This is a genomic window from Desulfoconvexum algidum (assembly GCF_055382125.1).
Genome location: NZ_AP042394.1, coordinates 1,259,353 through 1,285,663, shown reverse-complemented (window position 1 = coordinate 1,285,663; position 26,311 = coordinate 1,259,353). Strand labels below are relative to the sequence as shown.

24 protein-coding genes are annotated in these 26,311 nt (G+C 44.3%); 12 read left to right on the top strand and 12 right to left on the bottom strand.

What is annotated here, in order from left to right; all coding sequences use genetic code 11:
• The first annotated feature begins 32 nt into the window (after nucleotides 1–32).
• The 5 genes from acsB to ACZ45G_RS05805 all read left to right on the top strand — a co-directional run bounded on the left by acsB (nucleotide 33) and on the right by ACZ45G_RS05805 (nucleotide 5,938).
• Nucleotides 33–2,243, top strand: coding sequence for an acetyl-CoA decarbonylase/synthase complex subunit alpha/beta (gene acsB / locus ACZ45G_RS05825; RefSeq protein ID WP_464175925.1), 2,211 nt, complete (start codon nucleotides 33–35; stop codon nucleotides 2,241–2,243).
• A 97-nt stretch (nucleotides 2,244–2,340) separates the two neighbouring features.
• Nucleotides 2,341–3,681, top strand: a complete 1,341-nt coding sequence (acsC, locus tag ACZ45G_RS05820; RefSeq protein ID WP_464175923.1) for an acetyl-CoA decarbonylase/synthase complex subunit gamma — start codon at nucleotides 2,341–2,343, stop codon at nucleotides 3,679–3,681.
• 69 nt (nucleotides 3,682–3,750) lie between these two features.
• Nucleotides 3,751–4,656, top strand: coding sequence for a dihydropteroate synthase (locus tag ACZ45G_RS05815; RefSeq protein WP_464175921.1), 906 nt, complete (start codon nucleotides 3,751–3,753; stop codon nucleotides 4,654–4,656).
• A gap of 148 nt (nucleotides 4,657–4,804) precedes the next feature.
• Complete coding sequence (locus ACZ45G_RS05810; protein WP_464175919.1) at nucleotides 4,805–5,098, top strand: hypothetical protein; 294 nt, start codon at nucleotides 4,805–4,807, stop codon at nucleotides 5,096–5,098.
• A 51-nt stretch (nucleotides 5,099–5,149) separates the two neighbouring features.
• Complete coding sequence (locus ACZ45G_RS05805) at nucleotides 5,150–5,938, top strand: ATP-binding protein (RefSeq protein WP_464175917.1); 789 nt, start codon at nucleotides 5,150–5,152, stop codon at nucleotides 5,936–5,938.
• A 93-nt stretch (nucleotides 5,939–6,031) separates the two neighbouring features.
• Here the strand turns inward: ACZ45G_RS05805 and ACZ45G_RS05800 are convergent, their stop codons facing one another.
• Together ACZ45G_RS05800 and ACZ45G_RS05795 are read right to left on the bottom strand one after the other, a co-directional pair.
• Nucleotides 6,032–6,937, bottom strand: a complete 906-nt coding sequence (locus ACZ45G_RS05800; RefSeq protein ID WP_464175915.1) for a hypothetical protein — start codon at nucleotides 6,935–6,937, stop codon at nucleotides 6,032–6,034.
• Nucleotides 6,938–7,048: 111 nt separating this feature from the next.
• On the bottom strand, nucleotides 7,049–8,062 hold the full coding sequence (locus ACZ45G_RS05795; protein ID WP_464175913.1) for a type I glyceraldehyde-3-phosphate dehydrogenase: 1,014 nt from the start codon (nucleotides 8,060–8,062) through the stop codon (nucleotides 7,049–7,051).
• Between the two features lie 213 nt (nucleotides 8,063–8,275).
• Here ACZ45G_RS05795 and ACZ45G_RS05790 point away from each other — a divergent pair, with 213 nt between their 5' ends.
• Nucleotides 8,276–8,734: a Fur family transcriptional regulator gene (locus ACZ45G_RS05790; protein WP_464175911.1), complete on the top strand. Its 459-nt coding sequence runs from the start codon at nucleotides 8,276–8,278 to the stop codon at nucleotides 8,732–8,734.
• A 76-nt stretch (nucleotides 8,735–8,810) separates the two neighbouring features.
• Nucleotides 8,811–10,271, top strand: a complete 1,461-nt coding sequence (locus ACZ45G_RS05785) for a catalase (RefSeq protein ID WP_464175909.1) — start codon at nucleotides 8,811–8,813, stop codon at nucleotides 10,269–10,271.
• A gap of 84 nt (nucleotides 10,272–10,355) precedes the next feature.
• Here the strand turns inward: ACZ45G_RS05785 and ACZ45G_RS05780 are convergent, their stop codons facing one another.
• From ACZ45G_RS05780 to ACZ45G_RS05745, 8 genes are all read right to left on the bottom strand, one after another.
• On the bottom strand, nucleotides 10,356–11,762 hold the full coding sequence (locus ACZ45G_RS05780) for a sigma-54 interaction domain-containing protein (protein ID WP_464175906.1): 1,407 nt from the start codon (nucleotides 11,760–11,762) through the stop codon (nucleotides 10,356–10,358).
• Between the two features lie 159 nt (nucleotides 11,763–11,921).
• Nucleotides 11,922–12,386, bottom strand: coding sequence for a tRNA (N6-threonylcarbamoyladenosine(37)-N6)-methyltransferase TrmO (tsaA, locus tag ACZ45G_RS05775; RefSeq protein WP_464175904.1), 465 nt, complete (start codon nucleotides 12,384–12,386; stop codon nucleotides 11,922–11,924).
• A 164-nt stretch (nucleotides 12,387–12,550) separates the two neighbouring features.
• Entirely contained in the window at nucleotides 12,551–13,912 is a 1,362-nt protein-coding gene (locus tag ACZ45G_RS05770) for a hypothetical protein (RefSeq protein WP_464175902.1), read from the bottom strand.
• Nucleotides 13,899–14,654 (bottom strand): outer membrane lipoprotein-sorting protein, encoded by a 756-nt coding sequence (locus ACZ45G_RS05765; RefSeq protein ID WP_464175900.1) that lies wholly within the window; start codon nucleotides 14,652–14,654, stop codon nucleotides 13,899–13,901. Before ACZ45G_RS05765 ends, ACZ45G_RS05770 begins: the two co-directional genes overlap by 14 nt.
• Before the next feature lie 5 nt (nucleotides 14,655–14,659).
• A complete protein-coding gene (locus ACZ45G_RS05760) occupies nucleotides 14,660–15,904 on the bottom strand; it encodes an ABC transporter permease (protein WP_464175898.1) in 1,245 nt (414 codons plus the stop codon).
• Nucleotides 15,897–16,601 carry an ABC transporter ATP-binding protein gene (locus ACZ45G_RS05755; protein WP_464175896.1) on the bottom strand — a complete coding sequence of 235 codons (705 nt, stop codon included), beginning with the start codon at nucleotides 16,599–16,601 and terminating at the stop codon, nucleotides 15,897–15,899. The genes ACZ45G_RS05760 and ACZ45G_RS05755 overlap by 8 nt, the downstream gene beginning before the upstream one ends.
• Nucleotides 16,602–16,632: 31 nt before the next feature.
• Nucleotides 16,633–17,853, bottom strand: coding sequence for an MFS transporter (locus ACZ45G_RS05750; protein WP_464175894.1), 1,221 nt, complete (start codon nucleotides 17,851–17,853; stop codon nucleotides 16,633–16,635).
• A 213-nt stretch (nucleotides 17,854–18,066) separates the two neighbouring features.
• Nucleotides 18,067–18,381: a DUF4242 domain-containing protein gene (locus tag ACZ45G_RS05745; RefSeq protein WP_464175892.1), complete on the bottom strand. Its 315-nt coding sequence runs from the start codon at nucleotides 18,379–18,381 to the stop codon at nucleotides 18,067–18,069.
• A gap of 486 nt (nucleotides 18,382–18,867) precedes the next feature.
• On the opposite strand from ACZ45G_RS05745, the gene trxA reads away from it, so the two are divergent.
• The 5 genes from trxA (at nucleotide 18,868) to ACZ45G_RS05720 (ending at nucleotide 23,787) form a co-directional block, all read left to right on the top strand.
• Nucleotides 18,868–19,167 carry a thioredoxin gene (gene trxA, locus ACZ45G_RS05740; protein WP_464175890.1) on the top strand — a complete coding sequence of 100 codons (300 nt, stop codon included), beginning with the start codon at nucleotides 18,868–18,870 and terminating at the stop codon, nucleotides 19,165–19,167.
• Nucleotides 19,168–19,198: 31 nt separating this feature from the next.
• Entirely contained in the window at nucleotides 19,199–21,298 is a 2,100-nt protein-coding gene (locus tag ACZ45G_RS05735; protein ID WP_464175888.1) for an ASKHA domain-containing protein, read from the top strand.
• Nucleotides 21,292–22,842, top strand: a complete 1,551-nt coding sequence (locus ACZ45G_RS05730; protein WP_464175886.1) for a universal stress protein — start codon at nucleotides 21,292–21,294, stop codon at nucleotides 22,840–22,842. The genes ACZ45G_RS05735 and ACZ45G_RS05730 overlap by 7 nt, the downstream gene beginning before the upstream one ends.
• A gap of 198 nt (nucleotides 22,843–23,040) precedes the next feature.
• Nucleotides 23,041–23,430, top strand: coding sequence for a DUF134 domain-containing protein (locus ACZ45G_RS05725; protein WP_464175881.1), 390 nt, complete (start codon nucleotides 23,041–23,043; stop codon nucleotides 23,428–23,430).
• A 30-nt stretch (nucleotides 23,431–23,460) separates the two neighbouring features.
• Nucleotides 23,461–23,787, top strand: a complete 327-nt coding sequence (locus tag ACZ45G_RS05720) for a DUF5320 domain-containing protein (RefSeq protein WP_464175879.1) — start codon at nucleotides 23,461–23,463, stop codon at nucleotides 23,785–23,787.
• 51 nt (nucleotides 23,788–23,838) lie between these two features.
• Here the strand turns inward: ACZ45G_RS05720 and ACZ45G_RS05715 are convergent, their stop codons facing one another.
• Together ACZ45G_RS05715 and ACZ45G_RS05710 are read right to left on the bottom strand one after the other, a co-directional pair.
• On the bottom strand, nucleotides 23,839–24,315 hold the full coding sequence (locus ACZ45G_RS05715) for a flavodoxin family protein (RefSeq protein WP_464175875.1): 477 nt from the start codon (nucleotides 24,313–24,315) through the stop codon (nucleotides 23,839–23,841).
• Nucleotides 24,316–24,327: 12 nt separating this feature from the next.
• Nucleotides 24,328–26,292: a tetrathionate reductase family octaheme c-type cytochrome gene (locus tag ACZ45G_RS05710; RefSeq protein ID WP_464179879.1), complete on the bottom strand. Its 1,965-nt coding sequence runs from the start codon at nucleotides 26,290–26,292 to the stop codon at nucleotides 24,328–24,330.
• Nucleotides 26,293–26,311: the final 19 nt, after the last annotated feature.

The window sequence follows — 26,311 nt, the reverse complement described above, 5'->3', positions numbered from 1 at the left end:
TATAATATCCTCAACGAAGGAGGAGGAATAAAATGTCAAGATTAATAGCATTTGCTGCCATTCAGGGCGGGTATAAAGTTGTTTCACAGGCCGAAGGCCAATTACAAAAAGCACTTGCAACCTACAATGCAGATACCAAAGTCGGGTTTCCCAATACCGGCTATTTTCTGCCGGTAATATATTCACTTTTCGGAATCAAGGTTGAAACCCTTGAAGATTTGCAGGAACCTCTGGATATTGCACGGGGACTTCTCCCCCCCCACATTAAAAACAAAACCTGGCTTCCCTTCCTTGGACCATTATTGGATGCAGGAATGGCAGGAATTATATCCTATGAAATCATTGAGGCTCTGAGATACCTGAATGAACCTGATTTTTATCTCCATGCAGAAGACCCGGATATTGAAAACGGAAAAATCTGGACTGGTGCGGCTGATGATACAATCTTCAGAAAAAGAGGGGTTGAGTTTGTTGATGGTTCCGCCCCTGGCTTTGCTGCAATAGTGGGTTCTGCCCCTGATGCTGAAACTGCCAAAATGATCATTGAAGATTATCAGCAACGCGGTCTTTACATGTTCCTTGCGGCAAACCACAACGGAACAACCGTTGTTGAGCAGCTCATTGAAGCCAATGTACAGATCGGCTGGAGCACTCGAATTGCCTGTTTCGGCCCGGACATTTCTTCTGCAGTTTTTGCATTGGGATTTGCCAACAGGGTTGCAATGGCCTTTGGTGGTGTTCAGCCAGGTGATTACAAAAAAATTCTCATGTACAACAAAGAAAGAGTGTTTGCATTTGTCAATGCACTGGGAGATGTTGGAACCGAGTGGGGCGTTGCTGCTGCCGGCTGTGTAAACTGGGGTTTCCCCACCATAGCTGACACAGATATTACCCAGATCCTTCCCACGGGTATTTGTACCTACGAGCATGTGGTTGCCCCTGTTGCCCATAAAGACATCTGCGCAAAATCTGTTGAAGTCCGCGGTCTTAAGACCCTGGTTGCCGACGTTGAGATCCCCTGTGCCTTTGGCCCTGCTTATGAGGGCGAGCGTGTAAGGGGTGCAGATCTATATGCCCAGTGCGGCGGTGGAAAGACCCAATGCACCGAACTTGTAAAAATGGCTGCCCTGGGTGATATTGAGGATGGCAAGGTCATTCTTGACGGACCAGACGTTGACGTCATCAAGGAAGGCGAAGTCTTTCCCCTTGGAATCTTTGTAGAAATTGCAGGACGTGAATTCCAGGAAGATTTTGAACCCATCCTTGAAAGACAGATCCATCATCTGACCAATTATATCCAGGGGGTCATGCATATCGGACAAAGGGATATTTCCTGGGTTCGTATCAGTAAGGCTGCCATTGAAAAGGGATTCACCCTGAAAGATATTGGTGTGGTTCTCCATGCAAAATTCCATCAGGAATTTTCTAACATCTTAGATAAAGTCCAGGTCACACTGTATACAAAAAAAGCAGATGTTGACAAAATAACTGCTACGGCCCGTGACAACTACTCAACCCGTGACGCCAGGGTTGATAATATGACGGATGAGGATGTTGAGACTTATTATTCCTGCACCCTGTGCCAGTCCTTTGCCCCCAGCCATGTCTGTACAGTAAGTCCTGAAAGAACGGGTCTTTGCGGTGCCTACAACTGGATGGACTGCAAGGCTGCCTTTGAAATCAGCCCCACCGGCCCCAACCAGCCCATTGAAAAAGGGGAATGCCTTGATACCAAAATGGGTCAATGGGCAGGCGTTAATGAGTTTGTAAAAAAAGCCTCCAGGGGTGCTGTAGAAAAATATAATCTATACTCCATGGTAGTTGATCCCATGACAACCTGCGGTTGCTGCGAATGTATTGCTGCCATGCTGCCAGGCTGTAATGGTGTAATGACCGTTGGCCGTGATTATGCAGGCGAGACCCCCTGTGGTATGAAATTCACCACACTTGCCGGTGTCATGGGCGGTGGTGCTTCTTCTCCAGGATTTGTCGGTCATTCAAAACATAACATCACCCAGGGTAAATTTATTTTGGGGGATGGTGGACTTTTGAGAATGGTCTGGATGCCCAAGATGCTCAAAGAAGAATTGAAAGACAGAATTGTTGCCCGCAGTGAACAAATGGGTGTTACCGGGTTCTTTGACATGATCGCCGATGAAACCGTGGGTATGACAGAGGAAGACATCATGCCCTTCCTCAAAGAAAAAGGTCATCCTGCACTGGACATGGAATCACTTGTTTAACTAGTTTGTAAAACAAAAGATCCGGCAAGTATTACACCCACATTCATACTGCCGGATCTTTTTCATAAGGTTTTTTTTAAAACTTAAGGAGAAAAAAATGGCATTAACCGGTATACAAATATTCAAACTCCTGCCCAAGACAAATTGTAAGGAGTGCGGAGTCCCAACATGCCTTGCCTTTGCAATGAATCTTGCATCTGGAAAGGCGGAATTGGACGCATGCCCCTATGTTTCCGACGAGGCAAAGGAGAAACTGGCAGAAGCATCAGCCCCTCCCATTCGCCCGGTTGCATTGGGCAAAGGTGTCCGAAAAACGGCCACTGGTGGAGAAACCGTTCTTTACAGACATGAAAAAACTTTTTTCAACCCAACTGTTCTTGCGGCCACCGTGTCATCGGACATTGATCTGGCAGCCCTTGACAATACTTTGAAAACTTACAATGCCTTTCAGTATGAAAGGGTGGGCCTGAACCTGCGGCCTGAACTGCTGCTTGTAAAAGATGCCGGCAATGGTGCAGACGCCTTTGCAGCAGTTGCAGAAAAAATTGCCAAGGAATCTGAATTCAACCTGGTACTCATGACACAAGACTTAGATGTCATGAAGGCTGGTATTAAAGTTGCTGGATTCAAGAGGCCCCTGCTCTATGCAGCCACAGAGGCCAATGCAGATGAAATGGGCGCCCTTGCCCTGGAAGCAGATCTTCCTTTGGCCGTTAAGGCCGATTCAGTGGAAGCCCTGATCCCCTTGACAGAAAAACTCACGGGTATGGGCCTCAAAGACCTGGTTCTGGATCCAGGATCAAGGGAAATCAAACAATCCTTTGAGGACCAGGTGGCCATCCGCCGGGCAGCCCTCAAAGCTTCCAATAAGGCCCTGGGATTTCCAACCATTTCATTTCCAAGTGAAATGGCATCCAACCTGGATATGGAAACGCTCATCGCAAGTATGTATGTTGCCAAGTACGGCGGTATTGTCGTTCTGTCCGATTTCAACACAGAATCTCTCTTCCCGCTGCTGCTGGAAAGACTTAATATCTTCACCGACCCCCAGCGGCCCATGACCGTTGTCGAAGGTATTTTTGAAATTGGCAATCCCGATGAAAATTCACCGGTTCTGGTCACCACCAACTTTGCCCTCACATATTTCATTGTTTCCGGTGAAATTGAGGCCAGTAAAGTACCGGCATGGTTGTTGGTAAAGGATTCTGAAGGTCTGTCCGTCTTGACTGCCTGGGCTGCCGGTAAATTTGGCGGTGATGATGTGGGAACTTTTGTGAAAAAGAGTGGTATAATGGATAAGGTCAAACATAAAGAACTTATTATTCCCGGATATGCAGCTGCCATTGCAGGTGATATTGAAGAAGAACTTCCCGGCTGGACCATTATAGTTGGACCAAGAGAAGCGGCTCATCTGCCGGCTTTCCTGAAAAATAAATAGATAAAAACGGGGCTGGATATGCATAATTTCCAGCCCTTTCTAAAATTATAAAATGAAAAGGAAAATAAAATGATTCTTTTTGGTGAAAGTCTGAATGTAATTTCCACTGTGATTGGAAAAGAATTCAAACAAGCAGATCCTGCCAAACGTAATCCTGAAATCATCCAGAAAGAAGTTCTCAAACAAAAAGAACTGGGTATGGATTATATTGACATCAATCTTGGACCCGCTAAAAAGTTCGGTACTGAGCTGATGCCATGGGTTGTTAGTGTTGTTCAGGAAGTAGTGCCGGAGATGCCTCTGTTGCTGGACTCTTCCAACATTGATGCCATCGAGGCAGGACTTAAAGTTTGTAAACCTGCGGATAAACCCCATATTGTAAACTCCATCATGGTACGTACTGCAAGATACGAAAAAATGGTTCCCATGGCTGCCAAGTATGATGCGGATTTTGTTGCCTTGATGTGGGGACCTGATGGCCTTCCCAGGGACGAAAATGAAAGAGCGGCCCTTGCGGTTGAACTGTTGTACTATGCCAACGAAGCAGGAATACCCAATGAAAAAATCTGGGTGGACGGAATTGTCACCCCGGTCAATATCCAGCAGCAGCAATGCATGAGCCTTCTCAACTTCCAGATGATGTTGGAAGATATCGCCCCAGGCGTAAGATCCACCTGTGGTCTTTCCAATATTTCCAATGGACCTCCGGAACATTTGCGCGGAATCTTGAACCGGACTTATATGGTTATGCTGGAAAAATATGGAATGGCAGCTGTTATTTCAGATCCCCTTGATACCAAATTGACGGACATTGCCAAGGGTAAACGCCAGGACATCGTGGACCTGATCTATGGAATGATGGATGGCGACCAGCCAGATATCCCAGGCCTTGACAAGGAAATGCAGGATTATGCCAAAACCTATAGGGTCATCATGGGTGAAACCCTTTATTCTGATTCATGGCTTGAAATTTAGACCTGTTACCCATTAAATAAAAAAAGCCCCTGTTTTATTTTTTATAAGGCAGGGGCTTTTTTTATTTGTCTTGCATCCTTAGCCTTTAATTTACAATAAACTGTCTTATATTTGATGGAACTAAACCTTTGGGGAGACATTTAAAAAATTGAAAGATCAAATAAACGATGACTGGTATTATGTTGTTATTCAAAACCCTGGAATATCCAATGAACATTTTTTGGGCTATACAGACCCAGAGACTGAAAAAACGTTTATTCCGGTCTTTAAAACAAAAGAAATTGCCCAGCAATGCTTTCTTATAATGCCAAAGGATATCATGAATGAAAAATATGAGATTCATGCCATTCTAAAGGATGACCTCATTGAGCAGGCCCAAAATACCGATTACGAGATATTGTTACTGGATGAAAAGGGACGTGTGATAGAAAAAATATCCTGATCATTAGGATACTTAAATTTTTATATTTAATCAAATTGCAGGAGTAATATTTTGAGTTTAAAACTTGCATTCGGCGGTAAAGGCGGTGTTGGAAAAACAACCGTGACATCACTTATAGCCCGGACCATTGCCGCTTTAAATAAAGAAACCAGCGTTATTGCCATTGATGCGGATCCTGTTGCCAACCTGGCAGCGGGGCTTGGAATTGATGAAACGCAGCCGATAACACCCATTGCAGAGCTGTCGGATCTCATTGCAGAAAGGACGGGCGCCGTCCCCGGCACAATGGGAGGATTTTTCACCTTAAATCCCAAGGTGGATGATATCCCGGACCGGTTTTCCATTGAAAAGGACGGGGTCAAACTTTTGGTAATGGGAACCGTCTTAAATGGCGGTTCCGGCTGCATCTGCCCTGAAGCTACTATTTTAAAGGCGTTGATGAATCATTTGGTCCTTGCCAGGGATGAGGTGGTTGTCATGGACATGGAAGCCGGTGTTGAACACCTGGGACGGGGCACTTCAGGCTCAGTGGATGCCCTGGTGGTGGTTGTAAACCCGGGGAAAAGAAGCCGGGTTGCGGCGGACAAGATCCGGAAACTTGGCAAGGATATTGGGATTAAAAACATTGTCATTCTGGGGAACAGGGTAAAATCTGCGGCGGATAAAGATCTTATCAGGGAAAGCATGCCTGATTTCGAGATCCTTGGTTTTATGCCGGAAATGGATGAAATTATTCAATCCGACCGGGACGGTGTCCGGCCCTTTGAGGATATTTCAAATATTCCCGAAGAATTAAAGGCGATTGCTCTGAAACTCATGGCCCTGGATGGGTCCCAATAATTACAATTTTGCTTCCTGGACACCTTCCATTGGGACCAGGAAGCACTTTTTTGTCAAAAAATCCTTCATAGGTATTGATACCGGGTGTTCAAATCAACCCATTTTTTCAAAGTCCGAAGAAAGTTTTCCCACGGTTCTGTTAAACTCCTTTGTAAATCCATGGGTCTCTGCATTGGTAAAATTCTTAAAATCCATAAGATCGAACTTTTTTACTACATTTAACAAATCAAGCAGATAGTTTTCTGCCAGGGCCTGGAAACTCCTCTTTTCCTGGGTTTCAGAATTTTCACCACCTCCTAATAATTTGTGAAGTTCTTGTGGATCTTCCTTGAAACGTTGTTGTAATACTTCGTATAAAAGCAGAAACAACCCATCAACCCGATTCATTTTGACCAGTGTGGGGCTATGGAAAAAAGAGTGGTTTTTATTCACACTCACGTCTGCCGTATCAAGGTAAACAATTTTTTCAAACCACCTTAAGGTATAGGACAGATAATCCCCGGGCTGCCACTTGTCTTTTTGCCATGCATGGGCCCATACAACTTTTGTCAGTTCCCTGATACAATCATTCTGGGTATCATAGTCAAATTTTCCCAAAAAGGCTCCCGACTCAAAGATATCCACGCCTGGCCGATGGGCATATTCTGAAATTTCTGCACAGAGAATCCGTTTATTTTTACCGGGCCTTTGGATAATAATTTTATAGGATGGTTTTTCTTTTTCAATTCGCACCAATTCTTCGGCTGAATCCGGCGGAAGGATTAAATCGGCTTTGGAAGGAGGCAAAAAAGCAGCGATAAGACCAGGACTTAAATCTACAGTTTCCAAAGCGGCTTTGAATATGGGCAAATCCTCTTCTTCCAGGGGACAAGCGGGTGTCAACTGACCCTTTTCCATAATTGGCAGAAACAATTCCATAACTGCTTCAAGACCCGCTTGCCACCGGGCACTTCTCGGATCTTTTTTTTCATCAATCCACTGCTTTACATTTGGATCCATTAAAACACTCCCTGTTATTCAATTTATTTTTATACCACAACATATATTTCATTAAACCTCTTTTTACAACAGCCTTTATTTAGAGCTGTCAGGTGCTTGGGCACCCTATCCTCATGCTTCCAAAGCTGCGATGGTGGTATCCAGCATCCGATTGGAATAGCCCCACTCATTGTCAAACCAGGCCTGAATTTTGATCAGGTGTTTGCCTGAAACCCGTGTCTGGGGCAGATCAATAATGGCAGACCTGGGATCGTGGTTAAAATCACAGGAGACCAACTGCTCATCACAGGCCCCTAAGATCCCTTTAAATTGCCTTGCAGCAGCCAGGCTTAACATCTGGTTAACGGCATCGGCACTGGTATCGGATTTTACCAGAAGCGTAATATCCATTAGGGAAACATTGGTGGTGGGAACTCGAATGGCAAGGGTTTCAAACTTTCCTTTCATTTGGGGCAGAATCCTTACAATCCCCTTTTCCAGGGAGGTGCTCACGGGAATGATGGATTGCAGGGCAGATCGAGTCTTACGCAGATCCTTGCCATAGGCATCGATCACCGGTTGATCCTGCATGGCCGAGTGGATAGTGGTTATGGATCCACTGTCTATGCCCAGGTGCCGCTCAATAACCTCCAGAATCGGGATCAGACAATTGGTGGTACACGAGGCATTGGAGATAATGGCATGCTCAGGCCTTAGGGTATGATGGTTGACCCCGTATACAATGGTGGCATCCATCTCATCTTTGGCCGGGTGGGAGTAAATCACCTTGCTGGCGCCTGATAAAAGATGAAGTTCCGCCGATTCCCTGTCATTGTGCACCCCGGTACAATCCAACACCACATCCACTAAAAGATCCTTCCAGGGCAGGTTAACAATATTTTCTTCCTGAAAAAGATGAATTATGTCCCCTCCGATCAAAAGTCCTTCCTTGCATTTTTTAATCCCAAGGGGAAACCTGCCATGGGTGGAGTCAAACCGGGTCAGATGATAGAGGGTTTCAGGCGGGGCTGTTTCATTTATGGCCACCAGATTCAATTTATTATAGAATCTTCTTGACTCATACAAGGCCCTTGCCACGCACCGCCCAATTCTTCCATATCCGTTAATTGCTATATTGAATGTCATCCTTTTTTCACCAAACCCAAGTATTATTTTAAATTTTTCGGCCGCATCCATAGGGACACGGCCTTGGGAATATATACCATAACCCGGCATAAGATTTAAACCAATTCTTTATCTTCCCTGGCGAGATCCCCAAAATAAATACAGAAGATGTTGACACCAAAAAGAATACCTGTTAATAGATAATGATTATCATTTAAAGAAAAGAGGCGCCAATTGCTTGATCATAAAATGTCCGATCCTAAAAAAAGATTTGAAACAATTGTTCAAAGCTTAAGAACAAATCATCATAAAATAACACCTCAACGGCTGGCTATTGTTAAAATATTAGCCAAAAGCACAGGACATCCGCGGGTTGAAGATATCTATGGGCAATTAAAACAGGATTTTCCCACAATGAGCCTTGCCACCGTGTATAGAAATATTGTATTAATTAAATCACTTGGTGAGGTTCTTGAGTTGGGGTTTCCGGATGGGAGCAACCGATATGATGGGAATAAGCCCTACCCCCATCCCCATTTAATCTGTATAAAATGTAAAAAAATTATTGATCCAAAATTAGATAGTTTGGATGATATGAAAAATGAAGTTGCCAATGAGACTCATTTTAAAATTTTGAGTCATCGGTTGGACTTTTTCGGTATTTGCAGCGATTGCCTGGCAAAAGAAAAATAACTTTTTTTTGTCCAGTTATTGATAATCATTATCAAATGATATCTAACATCCTATAAATTTTAAAAAGGAGGCTTCCATGTCTGAAAAGAAAAAATTAACAAACAATGCAGGCGCACCCGTCGCTGACAATCAAAACTCAATGACTGCCGGACCGCGAGGCCCGCAATTATTACAGGATGCCTGGTTCTTAGAGAAAATGGCTCATTTTGACCGGGAAGTAATCCCCGAGCGCCGGATGCATGCAAAGGGGTCCGGCGCCTATGGGATCCTCACCGTTACCCATGACATCACCCAATATACAAGGGCCAATATTTTTTCTGAAGTTGGGAAAAAAACAGAGATGTTCATTCGATTTTCCACTGTGGCAGGAGAGCGGGGGGCTGCTGATGCAGAAAGGGATATTCGCGGGGTTGCCATGAAGTTTTACACCCAGGAGGGAAACTGGGACCTGGTGGGCAACAACACCCCTGTATTTTTTTTAAAAGATCCCAAAAAATTCCCAGATCTTAATCATGCGGTGAAGCGGGATCCTAAAACCAATATGAGGAGCGCAAAAAATAACTGGGATTTCTGGACCTCTCTTCCTGAATCGCTTCACCAGGTAACCATCACCATGAGTGAAAGGGGAATCCCCTTGTCATACCGTCACATGAATGCCTATGGCAGTCATACTTACAGCTTGATCAATGCCGACAATGAAAGATTCTGGGTTAAATTTCATTTTAAGACACAACAGGGAATCAAATGCCTCACCGATGAGCAGGCTGAAGCCATTGTGGCAAAAGACCGGGAAAGTAACCAGCGTGATCTGTTAGAAACCATCGAAAAGGGTGATTTCCCAAAATGGGATTTGAAAATCCAGGTAGTACCGGAAAAGGATGCATCAAAATTTGCCTTTAATCCCTTTGACCTGACCAAAGTCTGGCCCCATGCAGATTATCCCCTCATTGATGTAGGTGTTCTTGAACTAAACAAGAATCCTGAAAATTATTTTGCCGAGGTGGAGCAATCTGCATTTAATCCGACCAATATTGTCCCGGGAATTGGATTTTCCCCGGATAAAATGCTCCAGGGCCGGCTGTTTTCCTATGGAGATACCCAGCGGTACCGGCTTGGTGTCAATCATCATCTTATTCCGGTCAACCGGCCCCGATGTCCGGTTCACAGCTATCACCGGGATGGTGCCATGCGGGTGGATGGCAACCACGGCGGCACCCTTGGCTATGAACCAAACTCTTATGGAGAATGGCAGGAACAGCCTGAATTTGCTGAACCACCCCTGGATCTTGAAGGCGCAGCTGACCAATGGGACCATCGTGAAGACAATGACGATTATTACACCCAGCCCGGCAACCTTTTTCGAGGAATGAATGCGGATCAGCAGCAAGCGCTTTTCGGCAATACGGGTCGAGCAATGGGGGATGCGCCCGAAGAAATTAAAATCCGCCATATCGGTAACTGCATGAAAGCGGACCCAGATTATGGAAAAGGTGTTGCAAAAGCGCTTGGAATAAGCCTTGACAAGGTCCAGGAATAATTTAGGTTGACCATCCTTTAAAAAGACCGCAGATAAAATAAGTTGCCGGGAAGACAGATAGTCTGCCTTCCCGGCAATACCATTTTATGATTTTTGCAATGGGATGTCCCATTTTTTCATATACTTCCAGACGGCGGTTCTGCTTTTATTAATCTGTCTTCCAACTTCTGCTTTATTCCACCCGCAATCGTCCAGCAATTGAATCAACGATTCTTTGGTCAAAGAAGAAATTGGATAATTTTTTTCCAGGACTGCATTTTTTTGCGGGTTTAATCTAACATCAGTTGGATTTAATGGGGCTTCTCTTATTTCCACGGGCAGATCCGTTACTGCAATTTGATTGGAATCACAAATAACAAACCCATGTTCAATGGCGTTTTCAAGTTCCCTGATATTTCCAGGCCAGGAATGCTCCATTATCCTTTTCATTCCTTGTGCAGTCACATGGGTAATTTTTTTTACTTCCCGTTTATTCCCTTTTTGGATAAAATGGTGAACCAGCAAGGGGATATCCTCCCGTCGTTCTCGCAGGGGCGGGACATTTATGGGAAATACTTTGAGCCTGTAAAAAAGGTCTTCACGAAATTTACCCTGGGAGGTAAGGTCATACAAATTTTTATGGGTGGCGGCAATAATTCTGATATCAATCTTTATTTTCTTTGAGTCCCCCACCCTTTCAATTTCTCTTTCCTGGAGAACCCGGAGCAGTTTCACCTGCATATAGGGTGTCAGCTCACCAATCTCATCTAAAAAAATGGTGCCCGTATCCGCCTCCTCAAATCTCCCTTTTCGATCCCTGTGGGCGCCGGTAAAGGCCCCTTTTACATGGCCGAACAACTCACTTTCAAGAAGACCCTCGGAAAGAGCCGAACAATTAACCGTTATCATGGGACTTTCAGCATTGGCAGAGTTATAATGGATGGCAGATGCAACCAATTCCTTTCCGGTTCCGCTTTCCCCTTGTATCAGAATATTGGCCTGGCTGTTGGCAGCAGCCCGGATGGCATCAAACACATTCTGCATGGCAGTGCTTTTCCCGATAATATTGCCAAGCCGATACACATTTTTCAGCTGTTTCTGGGCTCGATCAGCCCTCTTTTTAATTTTTTTAAGCTCGGTTAAATCCGTAATCGTCTCTACAATCCCGAGTACTGTGCCATCCTCATCCCTGGACAGCCTGGCATTTTTTATCACGGCAATGTCATGGCCGTCCCTGTGCCGGATAAAGCATTCCTTGGCTTCTGTTCGTCCATGCCGGATCACACCACACTTTTTTATATCAGCAGGACAGTTTTCTCCAAAACAGCGACTGCATTGCAACAGGCGGCATCCTTTCCCTACGGCTTCCTGGGCAGGATAGCCGCTTATTTTTTCCATGGACTTGTTCCAGGAGGTTATAATTCCATTTTCATCAAGGGTAAACAGGCCTTCGGCCATAGTGTCAAGAATCTGGTTTAAAAAGTGAACATTCCATAATTCATGGGTTTCCATTTTAATTCCTCTCAAAGCCAAAAATAATCATGGGTTACCGGCTCAGTATAAGTAACGTTACCATGATCGTCAATCCCCTTAGTTCGTTACCAGGAATTAATTTTTATTCATTGGGATTATCGGGTTCTCTTTTCTTATCTGTCACCTGACAGGCATCTTTCATTCAGGTGGAGATCCCCCTTCCTTAATCCATCCATAATTGGCATTATCTTTGTTATCAAGATCCTTTATATATGGTTTGATGTCAAGCAGGGGCGTTTTATCAAACACGTCCAATCCTGAAGTATAAATTTTATTTTCAACAATCTCTTTGATCTGGACAATGCTTAAACCAATAGGATTGGGTCGAACAGGAGACCGGCTCGCAAAGACACCCACTTTTTTCCCTTTATCCCAGGGGGGAGATACCATCATTTCGGGTTTCTGGATGATACGGTCAGCAAAAAAAATAAGATAAATATAATTAAACTTTTTTAGTTCACTCAGGCCGTCAACATATTCATTGTTAAGTAAAATATAAAATTCTTGGTTATCTGTATATAGGGGTTGATAGGGTGCATTTTTTTCATAAGGTGTTTTTATGGTGCCGATTTGTTTGAGAGTGAAATGGTTGTCTTTTTCCATGTTGATTTTCCTTTAACCGGGTTTTATGTCTATTTTATAAGTTACAATTGATTTTCAATGAGGTAAAGGTCAAAATAAAAAGGAGACAAAATTCCTGTTTGAAATTTCAGGAGTTAGCGTCACTTGTCAAGTTTTTTACCGATAGATTTCATTATCCCTGGGGTCTAAAAAAAATAACGAACCCTCAGCTCCAGCTTATTTTCATTTAGCTTCTCACCGTATTCGGTAAAGCGGCTGCCAACAAGCAAAGAGTAACGCAGGCGCAGCTCCCAGTTTGTAAAACCAGTATACACCGTCTCAGGGCTCAGGGTAAAACTGTTGTCATCCAGGTTAAGAATGGCGGTAACGCCCGGGGTGAAATAAAGCAAGTCAAAGGGTTCTTTCTGGGTAACTTTGGCGTAGAGATAATTGCGGCCGATCTGGGAACTGCCATAGGCCCCCTCGCTGATTGAAGCAGCCTTGCGGTAAAGGGAATCATCACTTGTTTGGGTAAAAAGGTCATCCGCATCGTCCACCAGTTCAAAAAAACGGTTCAGCTCCTGCTCGGTATACCCGTCATCGTTATGGTAATATTCAATAATTGTTGTAATATCATTTTCCGTAAGATACCGCAGCCCAAGCAGATAACTGGTATCGGCAATTTCCCGGGTCTCCACACTGCCATCTGCATTCAGGATCTTTTGGGACTGGTTGGGAATGTGGGCCAGCTCACCATGGATCTCGAAATTGGTGGCCAGGTTGGTGGAAAAATCAACACCATACCGGGTTGTCCGGCTGTTGCCCGTGTATAAAAGAAAATCGATATCCACATCTCGATAGAGCAGATAAAGCTTGGCAGCAAGATTTATGTTGTCATTTTTCCCAAAATCCTCATTAATATTGTCTTGGACCGGCAGGACAACCGTGGTCAGAGCCACGGTCTGCAAAGGGCCTTCAAAACTCTTGATCAAATCAAGTTCGGCACCGATATATCCTTCCATGGATTCCTCCGGGTTATTGGGATCCTTGGGCCTGTTTATGAAACCCACCGGGTTCCAGGCATACCCCTTGCCCCATTTAAATAATTTTTTGCCAAGATCGATACTTGCCAGGGGAGTTGGTTTGATACTGGCGTAGGCCTCAAATATACTTACCTCATCAGCCCATTGCTCCTGGTCCCATCTGTGGTAGCCCTGGACAACCCAGTTAAAGGAAGCTATCCCCTTGCTGTAGCTGCCGTCCACTTGGAGAGTGGTTGTAAAACGGTCCAGACTGGAACGGGGATCACCAGAGGACCCCAAAAGGGCAAAGGCACTTTTTTGATTCACCTCGGAATGCTCAAATTTCATCTCTGCATACCCACCCCAGGCGAGGCTTTTCTTTTCAAACTCCTCAAGATCAAAGCTGAACTCTTCCTGGGCCGCAGCCGTCCCTAAAAAAAGCATAAAACTGACCAGAACACTCAAAACCATTTGCCAAAACAGCAGCCTCTCTTTGCCTTGAGAAACTGCTGAAAGGATATGAAAAAAAAATCTATCGCAACTCATCAATCCTGGCCAGGTAATTCAATGAAAACACTTCATCCGCCAGCTCTCTTTTCTGAACCTTGGCATAGATCATCATCGATTTATAGCCCTTATACAAAGGGCTGTCCGTCTCCAGCACCGAGGGACGGACCACGCCGTCCCCAAAATCCTTGGTATTCTTATAATACAGCGTTTTGATCAGCATGCCGCTGGCAGCGTAGCACTCTATGGTGGTTGGTACCAAAGCCTTTACATCCACCCGCATCTTCAAGCTGTCATAGGCAATGGCATTGGTCTTGGCCTTAAGATCAAGAAGATAGGCGTCACCCTCCTGGACGATGCTGACGGCATCATACTCTGAGCTATAGTCAAGGCGCAGGATATCAGAATTGTTAAAAACACCACCCACCACAGACTGAAGACTGGTGATACGGATGGGCCTGCCCACATTGGGTATATATAGCCACATATTCTCGCCCAGGCGAAGGGTTGAACGCCCCTTTTCACTGGCCGGGGACAAAAACAGGGCCACCATTTTATCCTGACCTTTTTTCACTGAGTAAAGGACAAACTCTTTTTTGGTTCCGTCCGGCTCAATATTTATCAGCTTACGGTACATCTCATAGGACTGGGGTTGCAGATTTTCATCCACCTGATGTAAAATTGCCGTACCATCCAGATCAGCTGCCTTTGCACCAATAATACCAGAAAAGCCGCTGACCAAAAGAGCGAGTAAAAAAATAAGTGTTTTTTTCATCATCATTTCTCCTATACATGCCTGAGGGCGGTTATGGGGTCCATCCTGGCAGCTTTCCAGGCAGGCTGAAGACTGGCAAGAACAGCGATGGCAATTACAATGAGAACTATACTGATCACATCATTGCTGCCAATGGTGGGGGAGAGGAGCAGCCCTTTTTGACGTCCGAAATCAAAGCTGATCTGGGTGGCGTTCATGACATAGATGGCGACCAGGCTGATCACCGTGCCAATGGCAGTGCCCAAGATCCCCATGAAAAAACCCTCTGCCACAAACAAACCCATAATTTTTGACGGCGAGGTGCCAATGGCTGCAATGGTACCGATTTCATTAATACGCTCAAAAACAGCCATGACCATCACATTCATGATACTGACCAGGACAATGGCCACCAGCATGATCTTGATAAAAAGGGTCATGAGATCAATCATCTTGGCAATATTGAAAAAAGGAGATATCTTCTCCCAGGTGTGGACCTCAAATACCGGCTTGTCCATCTTGTTCAGGATCGATTCCAGTTCCTGCTTGAGACTGGCAAAAACTTTTGGCAAGGCTTCCATGTCCTTGAGGCGGATGGCAATTTCGCTTACTTCTGCCCCCTGAATACGCAAAAGGGACCTGGCATCTTTGATGTGGATTACCCCGTCCCGGCCGCCGGGCCCTGAGATACCTTCAAGAATACCCCGGACCAAAAAGGTTTGACCGTTTACAGAACCGTCCTTGTTGTTTGCCACTAAAACTATGGAATCCCCGGTCTTGACCTTCATGCCCCTGGCAATGAGTTCGGGAATTAAAATCTCGCCCTCTTTTATGAGGCCTTCCTTTTCCCCTTCCAGGATACGTTTGGTCAGCAAGGGAGCCGTGGCCATCTCTTGTTCAGGATTTACAGCGTTCAGGCGGATATTGGTGGTCTCGTTAAAATTGCTGAACATAGCCCCCAGTTTGATACGCATGGAATATGACGCCACAGCTTTATTACCATCAAGCAGCTGTTTAACCTTTGTGATCTGTTTATCCGTAAGATTACGGTTAAGGGGCAGGCTGTCCACCGATGCCAGATAACCTTTTTTGTGAACCTGAAGATGACCTAACATGGAATCGGTTATCTGGCCCACCATCATGGCCTTAAAAGACCCTGACACCGAGACAAAAAGAAGCACGGCTACAACGCCTAGGGTAATAAGGGTTGAGGTAAGCAGGGTCCTGCGTTTATAGCGCAGGAGGTTACGACCGGCAAGTTTGAATATATTAAACATGACCACCTCCCATTGGTTTCTCATCTCTCAGAAGTTTACCGTCTTCCAGGGTAAAGGTTATCTCCACATTTTCAACAATGCGGGGATCATGGGTGGAAAATACAAAGGTGGTGGAGAACTCATCGCGCATCTTTTTCATGAGGTCAATAATGCGGCCGGCTGTTTCCCGGTCCAGGTTGGCGGTGGGCTCATCAGCCAGCACAAGCTTTGGATTGGTGACCAATGCCCTTGCCACGGCAACCCGCTGTTTTTGACCACCGGAAATCTGGCTTGGGAATTTAGGACCCTGATCAGACATACCTACGGCTTCAAGCACCTCTTTAACCCTGGCCCTGCGCTTGGCCTTGGGCCAGTTCTGAACCATCTGAAGGGGATATTCAACGTTTTCAGCTACGGTTAGAACAGGAATGAGGTTAAAATCCTGAAATACAAAACCAATATGCTCTCCCCGGAAACGGGCAGCCTCTTTGCGGCTGATGCTGGTAATTTCCTCCCCTGCAACCACAAGGGTCCCTTTGGTCGGTGGATCAAGGCTGCCTATCATATTAAGCAGTGTAGACTTGCCGCTACCGGAAGGACCTATAAAAGAGACAAAGGATGCCGGGGCAATGGTGAAATCAACCCCTCGGATGGCATGCACTTTAATATCTCCCGCAATATAGGTCTTTTCAAGTTCTTTGGCCACGATGAGTGACATGGTCATTTCCTCCTGAGGATATTTTATATATTTATTTCTTACAATCTAATTTGTATATGAAAAAGACAGAAAATGAAATAATGACAATATAAAGCCAAAAAAAATTGTGAAACCCGAAAGTTTTAATCAAATATCCAGCGGTAAGAGGAAATATAGCGGGAATAACACTACCTGCCCCTGCAAATCCCGTATAAATAGCCCTGTTTTCTTTTCCTGATACTTCCAACAAAACACCGTTCATGGTTATGGAAAAAATTGAATAAACAATCCCGCCTGAAATAAAAATATATTTTATATGACCTGCTTCACTAATGAAAAATGTACCTAGGACCATGGTCAATGATAAGAACACATTACCATAAAGCAGCCATTTATATTTTATCTTTTTTGACCACAATAAAATTAAAAAACTCACCAGCACAATGCCCAATACTTTAAACACAAGGAACATCGCAATATCATTGCTTTGTGTTTGAAATGTTTTTTTAGCGTACAGAGTTAAAAAAGGAAGAAAAGAAATGGCAATGCCCTGTGTATTGACAAAGCCGAGAAAATAGGAAAGTTTCGGATTGGTTTTGAGTTCAGATTTCAATATCTGGATAAATTTTTTAAACCCACTTATTTTTAATACAGAGGGTTCTGTTTCTTTGAGATTCCAGAATCCCAGGGAGGCAATTAAGAGAGCCGCTGATCCAATGATAAATGTATAGGCATAATTTAAAGGAAAGCTGGAACTGCTTAAAACCTTTCTGGCCAGAAAGGCTGAGAGCAACACAACAATGCCGGCTATGACTTGTTTAAAAGATAGAAAACTCTTACGTTTTTCTTCTACAATGGATTTGCCCAGAATATCGGTATAGCCAATGTTGGCAAAGGCACCGCCAAGTGCAAAAATAGTAATAAGAACAAATATGACCCCAATAATATAAACAGGTTGCCGGGCTTGTAAATAAAACAACAATAAGCCCAGCCCCAGCAAAGAAAAAATTCTTGAATTAATTCCCAGTAAAAGATATTTTTTTTTGTAAGATTGGTTGCTGATATAGGGGGCAAAAAACAATTGGGTAACACTGGATCCCCCAAGTAAAATTGCCGTCATAATACCGATATGAATGGCCCCGCCTCCGGATTCGATAAGCATTGCAGGGATTATGGTGTCCACATCCATAAACACCTGGGCAAATGCTAAAAAACCGGCATGCCATAAAAAGGAAATAAAATTCCTGTTTGATATTTCAGTAGTTAGGGTCATTTATCAAATTTTTTATATGAAACACTCATCAACATATTGTAATCATGAGAGTTTCATTTTTCGTTGTGGCCAAGAGCACATACCTTGCTCCGGCCATGCCGGTGACTCCCATTGCAGTGGCAAAAATGGTGAATATGTGTCACTTTGATCTGATGGATCAAAGTGACACATATTTTATGGTTATCAACCCCTTGCAATCCCTGGTATCAACCATTAACTACCAAGGGTATCCGCGGATGCATCCTGCACAAGGTGCTCATCCCATTTTTCACCCCAAAGATCGGGAATGGTCTCTTCAATCTCAATAATGGTATCCCAGCTGATACCGATTTCCGTAAAAATATTTTTAAGCACATCTTCACTGGGAGCCATCCAGATGCAATATCGAACGCCTTTTTCTTCATTAAAATAGGTTCGTATCCATGTGCCGGCTTCAACTGCTGCTAATTTCCTCCAATTGGCCTGAATTTCGTCACAATTGGTGCCAGGGTTGTTATGAACCATCATGTACTTATTTAATTTAGACATTGTCATTCTCCTTTGTTTTTTAAATTTTTGATTTCTTTTGGTTTCCCGGTCAATGCGCATTTTCAACCGCTTTGAATATTAGGAATTCAACAAGTATGCCATCCCTTGTGCCACAGGGTTTCTTTTTTAGAACTATTTGTAATTACAGTAAAAATAAAACTTTAGTCCTTGGCTCCTTAAAAAAATACCGCCTTTAACAAAGGAGGTATCCGTTACATATGCCCCCTCTCATAAGCAAGTAACGTTACCAGCGTTTGTCCTCTTCTCAAAACGTTACTTATCGAAACTATTGTATTATAGTAACGTTACGACACATCCTGCAAATTTTAAAACATAAATTCATTCAGAGCCAGATTAAATTGAATACTATTTGTTTTCAAGATGTTATAAGCGTATAAAATTTGATTTCCACGAATGGCATAGTTTTTGAATACATTCCCTGGTAAAGCGTATATTTAACCATTCCATTCAGGGAGGACAATTAAAATGCATATCGACCAATTCAAGGAAAACCTGTTAAACGGGGTTACACTTGTCGATTTTAACGCGGACTGGTGTGCACCGTGCAAGGCCCAGGAGCCAATCATTAAAAACTTAATAAAACAATATGAAAACCGTGCTTCAATTATTGAAATCAATATTGATGAAAACCGAACACTGGCAACACAATATATGGTTCAAAGCATCCCGACCTTAATTATTTTTAAGGAGGGAAAAGAGATTAAAAGATTTATCGGCCTTCAATCAGAAACTATAATTGCAAAAAGCCTAGATGAGGCTATTTAAACAATATTCATGGTAAAAACGGAGATTTAATATGGGCAAGTGCATCAATCATCCTGACAGAGAAACCGGTTATATTTGCATGAAACACAATATTTATCTTTGCGAGGAATGCATGGAATGCCGCGATCCAGATATATATTGTAAATTCAGACCATCCTGCCCGATTTATTTTATTACCAAAAAAGGGTTTGCCGCTTCAGATGAACCCCCCGCAAAAAACGGCGAACACACGGTTATTTTTGAACCCGGAGGAGAAAAAGTGGTTGTTCCAGCAGGGACAACCCTGCTGGAGGCTGCACAAAAAGCCAAGGTATATATTAATGCCTCCTGCAATGGCAAGGGGTCCTGCGGCAAATGCAGGTTGATACTTCAATCGGGCAAGTTGGATTCAAAAAAAACCACCCTGCTGACAGACAAAGAAAAAGAAAAGGGCTATGTTCTGGCCTGTCAATCAAAAATTCATGGAGATATAGCGGTCAGAATACCTGAAGAAACCATTGAAAAAAGACTGAAAGCCGCAGGCATGGGAGAAGAAGCCACTCAAAAAATGGCAGGCCTTGTGGAAAAAATAGAACCCATCGTGGAAAATGTCACCCTGCAACTTAAACTTCCAACGCTTGAGGATTCTGTGAGCGACCTGGACAGACTGCGAAGAGCGCTTAAAAAAAGTGGCTATGATATATCAAGGATGAGCACCAATATTAAAGTGATGCGGCAACTATCAAAAGCGATTCGCGATGAGAACTTTAAAGTGACGGCCTCTGTTCTGTTTAAGAAGTGTTCGTCTGAAATCGTGAATGTGGTCCCTGCCAAAGATTCAAAGATATCAATGGGCATGGCAGTTGACCTGGGAACAACCTCTATTGTGGTTTATATTGTGGATATGAAGGATGGCAAAATTTTAAGTGCCGCGTCCGGCCACAACAGTCAGGCAGCCTGCGGGGATGATGTGATTAACCGTATTGTCTGCTCGGAAAAGGACGGTATCAAAAAGCTTCAGAAAATGGCCATTTCCACCATTAACAACCTTTCCACAAGGGCCATGACCGCCATCCATGCCGATCATAAACAAATACAAAACATTGTCGTTTCCGGTAATACGACCATGGTTCATCTGATGCTGGGTATTGAAGCCTCATATATTAGAAGAGAGCCTTATGTCCCAACGGTTTCTGAGTTTCCCATCATGAAGGCGGGAGGAATCGGCCTCAAAGCGGCATCCTATGCAGGCGTATTTATCATGCCGGGGCCTGCTGCCTATGTGGGTGGAGATATTGTGGCCGGGGTCCTTTATACCGGATTTAACCGGTTTGAACCCTTAACCCTGTTTATTGATATTGGTACCAATGGAGAAATTGTTCTTGGCAATCATGAATTTATGATGACCGCGGCCTGTTCTGCCGGACCTGCCTTTGAAGGCGGGGGCATCCGCTGGGGAATGCGTGCGGAAGAAGGCGCGATTGAAAAAATAACCCTTGACCCGGATACCTTTGAACCTTCCTATTCAACAGTTGAAAACAAGACGGCAAGAGGCATCTGCGGATCAGGTATGATCGACCTGCTGTCGGAAATGCTCACAAAACAGGTTATTGGACAGGATGGTAAATTCATGATTGGAACCGACCATCCAAGATTCACCCTGTTTAATGAAGAACCTGCCTTTATTCTTGAATTTGGAAAAACCATCGGCACCCAAGAAGATATCATCTTTACCCAGTCTGATATTAGGAGCCTAATTTTAAGTAAGGCTGCCGTATATGCCGGATTTTTTATTCTTTTAGAACAGGTGGGCATGGATTTTTCGGGTGTTGAGCAAATGATTATCACAGGGGGGTTCGGTCAGTATCTGGATATTGAAAAGGCCATCACCATTGGTCTTTTACCCGATATTGAACGAACAAAATTCAAATATATGGGAAACAGCTCCATTGCCGGTGCCTATATGGCGCTTTGTTCCAATACCTATCGATATCAGGCCATTGAGATTTCCAATGCCATGACCTATCTTGATTTTTCAAGCAACAATGCATTTATGGATGCGTTTACACGGGCTCAGTTTCTACCGCACACAGATGAAAAACTGTTTCCCAGCGTTCATATGAATGAAACTAAGGAATCTATATTATGTTAAAATTATTGTCATTTATACAAAAAAACCTGGTATGGACCATCCCGGTTTCAATGCTAGTCGGGTTGATTTATGGATATTTGTTTAATGCTGCGCCTTTAAAACAATTTATTATTCCGGTAACCTTTATCATGGTATATCCCATGATGGTGACCTTGAATGTAAAAACGGTTTTAAAGGGTCAAGATTATAAACTTCAACTGACCACCCAGATTATCAATTTTATTATTATCCCCTTGATTGTATTTTTCATCGGAAAACTGTTTTTAAGCGGAGAGGCTTCCAAGTTTGGACTCTGGGCTGTCGGCCTGTTTCTGATTGGTGTTCTGCCCACATCCGGCATGACCATTTCCTGGACCGGGTTTGCCAAAGGCAATAAAGAGGCTGCCATTAAAATGGTGGTATTCGGGCTTGTCATCGGGTCTCTTGCAGCCCCTATCTATACAAAAGTATTCATGGGCACAACCATAGAAGTCAATATGCTTCATATGTTCAAACAAATCGCGATTTTTGTTTTCCTTCCCTTGTTTGCAGGGCTTTTTACCCAGGCCGTGGGCATGAAAAAATACGGGAAAAAAGTATGGAATGAACGAATCAAACCCAAATTCCCTCCTTTTTCAGCCCTTGGTGTTATTTTGATTGCATTTTTAGCCATGTCGCTTAAGGCTAAGAATATTATTGCCAACCCCGGAGACATTGTCATTATTTTGATTCCATTGGTTGTTTTTTATCTGATCTCCTATCTAATGTTAACAATTATCGGCAAGATTTTCTTTTCAAGAGAAGATGCAATTGCCATGGTTTTCGGTGTTGTCATGCGGGATCTGTCCATTGCGCTTGCCATTGCCATGACGGCATTTGGCAAGGAGGGAATGACCATTGCCCTCTTGATTGCACTTGCCTATATCGTCCAGATTCAATCGGCTGCATGGTATGTCAAATTTATTGATTTCATTTATGGCCGGCCCTTGCCCAAGACAGCGGAACCTGTTTTGGAACAGGGATTAACCCAAGACAACCTCATCCCAAAAATCGAAACCAGCGGTTCCATGATCATTGATGTTAAAAAAATTCTATTTGCAACTGATTTATCAGACACTGCCCGGCATGCTGTAAAATATGCCTGCAGTATCGGAAACAAATACAATGCCGAAGTGCACGCCATCCATGTTGTTCCAGACATGGTGGATGAATATTCAAAAGGCGCAGGGATTGATCTTTCAAATTCAGTTGATCCAAAAAACCGGGATCAATTTAATGAGAAAAATATTGAAGCGGCAAAGAAAACGATTCATGAAAGGATGCGGGCAACCTCTCAACGGGTTCTTGAAGAAATACCCCATTGCCCCCTTTCAGAAGAACGAAGCATTGTCAAGGCAGGTAACCCGGTGGATGAAATCGTCAGGACTGCCCATGAAGGTCATTTTGATCTGATCATCATGGGAACCCATGGGCATGGAGAATTTGAAGAAATGATGCTGGGCAGCACTGCCACTGGCGTGATGCTCAAGTCCAAAGTGCCCGTACTTGTGGCCCGGCCTTCTTAAAAAAACATACGATTCCCCAAATCCCCCCACCCTGCGGTTTTAAAACACTTTAAAAACAGCAGGAGTGGAGGGATTTCTTTTCAAGATCCTCTACTCTGCCATTCCCCGATTATTTTGGTCATTTGACCATATTTCTCCTTGACAACCATCCATGGCCCTCTTATATTATAGTCAAATGATCATAACAAAGGAGATTCCATGCCACGTCCCAAAAGACCAAGATGTATCATGTCACGTCCGATCATCAAAGAATTCAGGCCTGAGGGTGTTGAGAAAAAAGGAGAGGTAACCCTTTCCCTCGAAGAGTTTGAGGCGATCCGACACATTGATTTTGAAGGACTGGATCAGACCCAGGCAGCAGAGATTATGAACGTATCCCGACAAACCTTCGGAAGAATTCTGAAGAGTGGTCGGTTTAACCTGTCAAACGCCATTGTAAACGCATATTACCTCAAGATAGAAGGCGGTTGCTATACAATGCACGACGCGCAACAGGGACATGGGCGTCATCGCCATGGAAAAGGGCATGGAAGACATGGTGGCATGGGCCACGGCAGAAAAGCAGCTGAAGACCCAACCATCGAATAATCACAGAACAAATAAAAAGGAGGCACTATTATGCCAGGATTTAATCAAAGAGGCCCCATGAATGAAGGCCCCATGACAGGCAGACAAAGAGGCACCTGCACAGGCGGTGCTGTTGATACCGGCCAGGGCGTTGGAGGATATGGTGGTGGATATGGTGGTGGAATGGGCAGAGGAATGGGCAGGAGAGGAGGCCAGGCACCTGGCCGGGGAATGGGAGGCCGATGGAACGCCCCTGCTCCGATGCCGGGTTCTGGGAATCAGGACACTTCTGTGAATCAGGACATGCAAAACAAGATAAATATGCTTGAAGCTGAGTTGTCCGCCATTAAAGATCAGTTAAGAACTCGATCTGAATAAAAACAATAGGTGCTGGATAATCCCCCCGATTATCCAGCACCTTTGCTGTTATTATAGTTTAATAATTATTTGTTTTAAGGCAGCTAAATCATCTTCATCGGGGTGTCCTACCGCATGCGCTGCATCCCCAATCCAAACAGGGGGTACAGGTTTTTGTTTCACCTTTTCCAATACCTTTGGATTTACTTCTCCCTGGCAGGTATAAACACCTGCGAGATCTGATTCGTTTGTAAGACCGATGGCATGTTCAATTGCATTTTTAACATGACCTGATTTAGCTGCTGCGCCGTGTGTCGCAAATAGAAACAGGCGGTCCTCTTTTCCCAGTTTTGCCAGGTACTCACAGGCCTTTGGATCCGGTTTTCCCCCCATCAGCCAGAACCCGACTGCAATTAAGTCATAGCCGCTGGATGAAGGTGCTTCCTCAACAGAAAAAATATCTTTTTCACCCTCCAGATTTTCATAAATAGTATCTGCAAGTTTCTTGGTATTATCTGTCTGACTTGAATAAACAATCAATGATTTCATCTATTTTTCTCCTTATTCTTGTTTTTTATACCCCATGGGCATTTTTTTGAAGCGCCCCCCGTGCAAGATGGGATCGCCCTTATATCCAAGGGCCTTAAAATTAATATAGTCGGTTTTATTGATCAACTCATCCACATCCCTTCCTTGGGATTTCATAAAGGAAAAGTCTGTGCCTTTATGGGCAACTTTTTTAAAATCGACATCCCGGTTGTCCTGGTGGCAGCGGTTACAGGTTTTATCCCCCTTAAGGCTATCATGGCACTGAACACATGACAAGGCCATTTCCTTGGGCATTACCTCGTGTTCCAGTCGCCAATACATCCAGGTTTCTTTCCATCTGAAGGAACCGCTGTATTCAAGACCCACCGCAGCCATACCATCCTGGAACGCTTTTTCCCAGTCAAAGTGTTTCCAATAAGCCGTACTGTCCTCCTTGTCCCTGGGGAAAAGATGGGGAACAAGCACTAAATCAGTCTCCGCATCAATTGCCTGAATCGCCTTCATCAACTTGAAGGGAACAATTTTGGAACCCGGATCATTCATAGACCCCACAGGCTCGGTAATATTGATGACATCTGCATTGATATCAACCTTATCGCCGATTAACACCCGATTCATATATCCTGAATCCCAGGCATAAGTGGGGACCACAGACTCATCCCATAAAAACTCACCCTTTTTCTTATTGTAATCGGGTTTTCCGTATTTGTCTTTTTTGGGCTTGCGGTTTTTATCGCCTGCCTTGGACCAGTCCCACCAGGTTTTGGTGGGTTTACATTTTGCAAAAACCGGTGAATGACACACATTGCAGTCAAGGGTTTTGGCATGCTTATTTAAATGATGATCCAAAACACTCCCGCAATAGTGGGGTTCGTCTGAATGGCATTGCTGGCAGGTGACCGCTCCCTCGGCAACGGGTACGGATGAGCTTCTGCCGTCGATCTTATGGTTTCTGGTTTCATGACATTCTGTACAGGTAAAATCATATCCCCCCATGTGAATGTCGCAGCTTCTATTGGGTTCCAGGAGCTGTCTTGACAGATCCGCATGCTTGATGGCATCCCCTCCCCCCCCATTAAAATGACAGGCACCGCAACTGGCGCGGCTTGAATGCCCTACATTCTGGGCAACCAATTTCAAATCAACATCTTTTGCAGGCATGCCGGCTGCCGGCCCTGCTTTCTTATATTTGCCGGTGGTATCATGGCACACCAGACAATCCATTTTTGTCTTATCGGTAAAATCAAAACTATCGTCTTTCCATCCATATCCAGCGTGACAACTTGTGCAACGAGCCTCGTTGCTTATGGGACTGATTCAGTAGTTGTTCAGGGCGGTTGTGCCCTTGCCGTGCATGATGTCCTTTCTATGGCCTGTTGTATAGGGGGATGGCCCCTTCCACAACCAATGGGCCGTGGTCAGCATATCTTCTGCCTGGGCATCATGGCACCGCAGACATTCTGCGGTCACCTGGAATGCATCGGCATCGTCGGGCAGCTCGACCAATTTTTTATGATCGGGAACGTTCTGCAAATGGCATCCCTTGCAACCCACAGGTCCTTTGGCCTGTTCCTGATGGCATTCAATACACTGCTGATGATAGGCCGCCTTGAGACCGATCCGCTCGGGATGGTCCGGATTAAAAGATTCCTGATGGCAGGCCGAACACCTTGTTGTTTCGGAAGCTGCCTCATCTTTTGGCCGATAGTGATGACATTTGCTGCAATCGTTGGCAAGATTTGCATGGCGTTTGTGGGAAAACCTGACAGGCCCGTAATGGTCTTCTCTATCTTTGATGATGGGACTGTCCATCAAAAAATAAACATCTTGAACATCATCCATGGAAATGCCGGCGTCCATCAGTGACATCTTTCGGGCAATCTTATGGTCATCCTTGTATTCCTTGATAAAAGGAACCACCTCTTTTGCCCTTTCCTTTGCCCGTTCCTGGTCCGGCGCTTTCCAGACCTCAGCCATACACAGGCCGGAGGTCAGA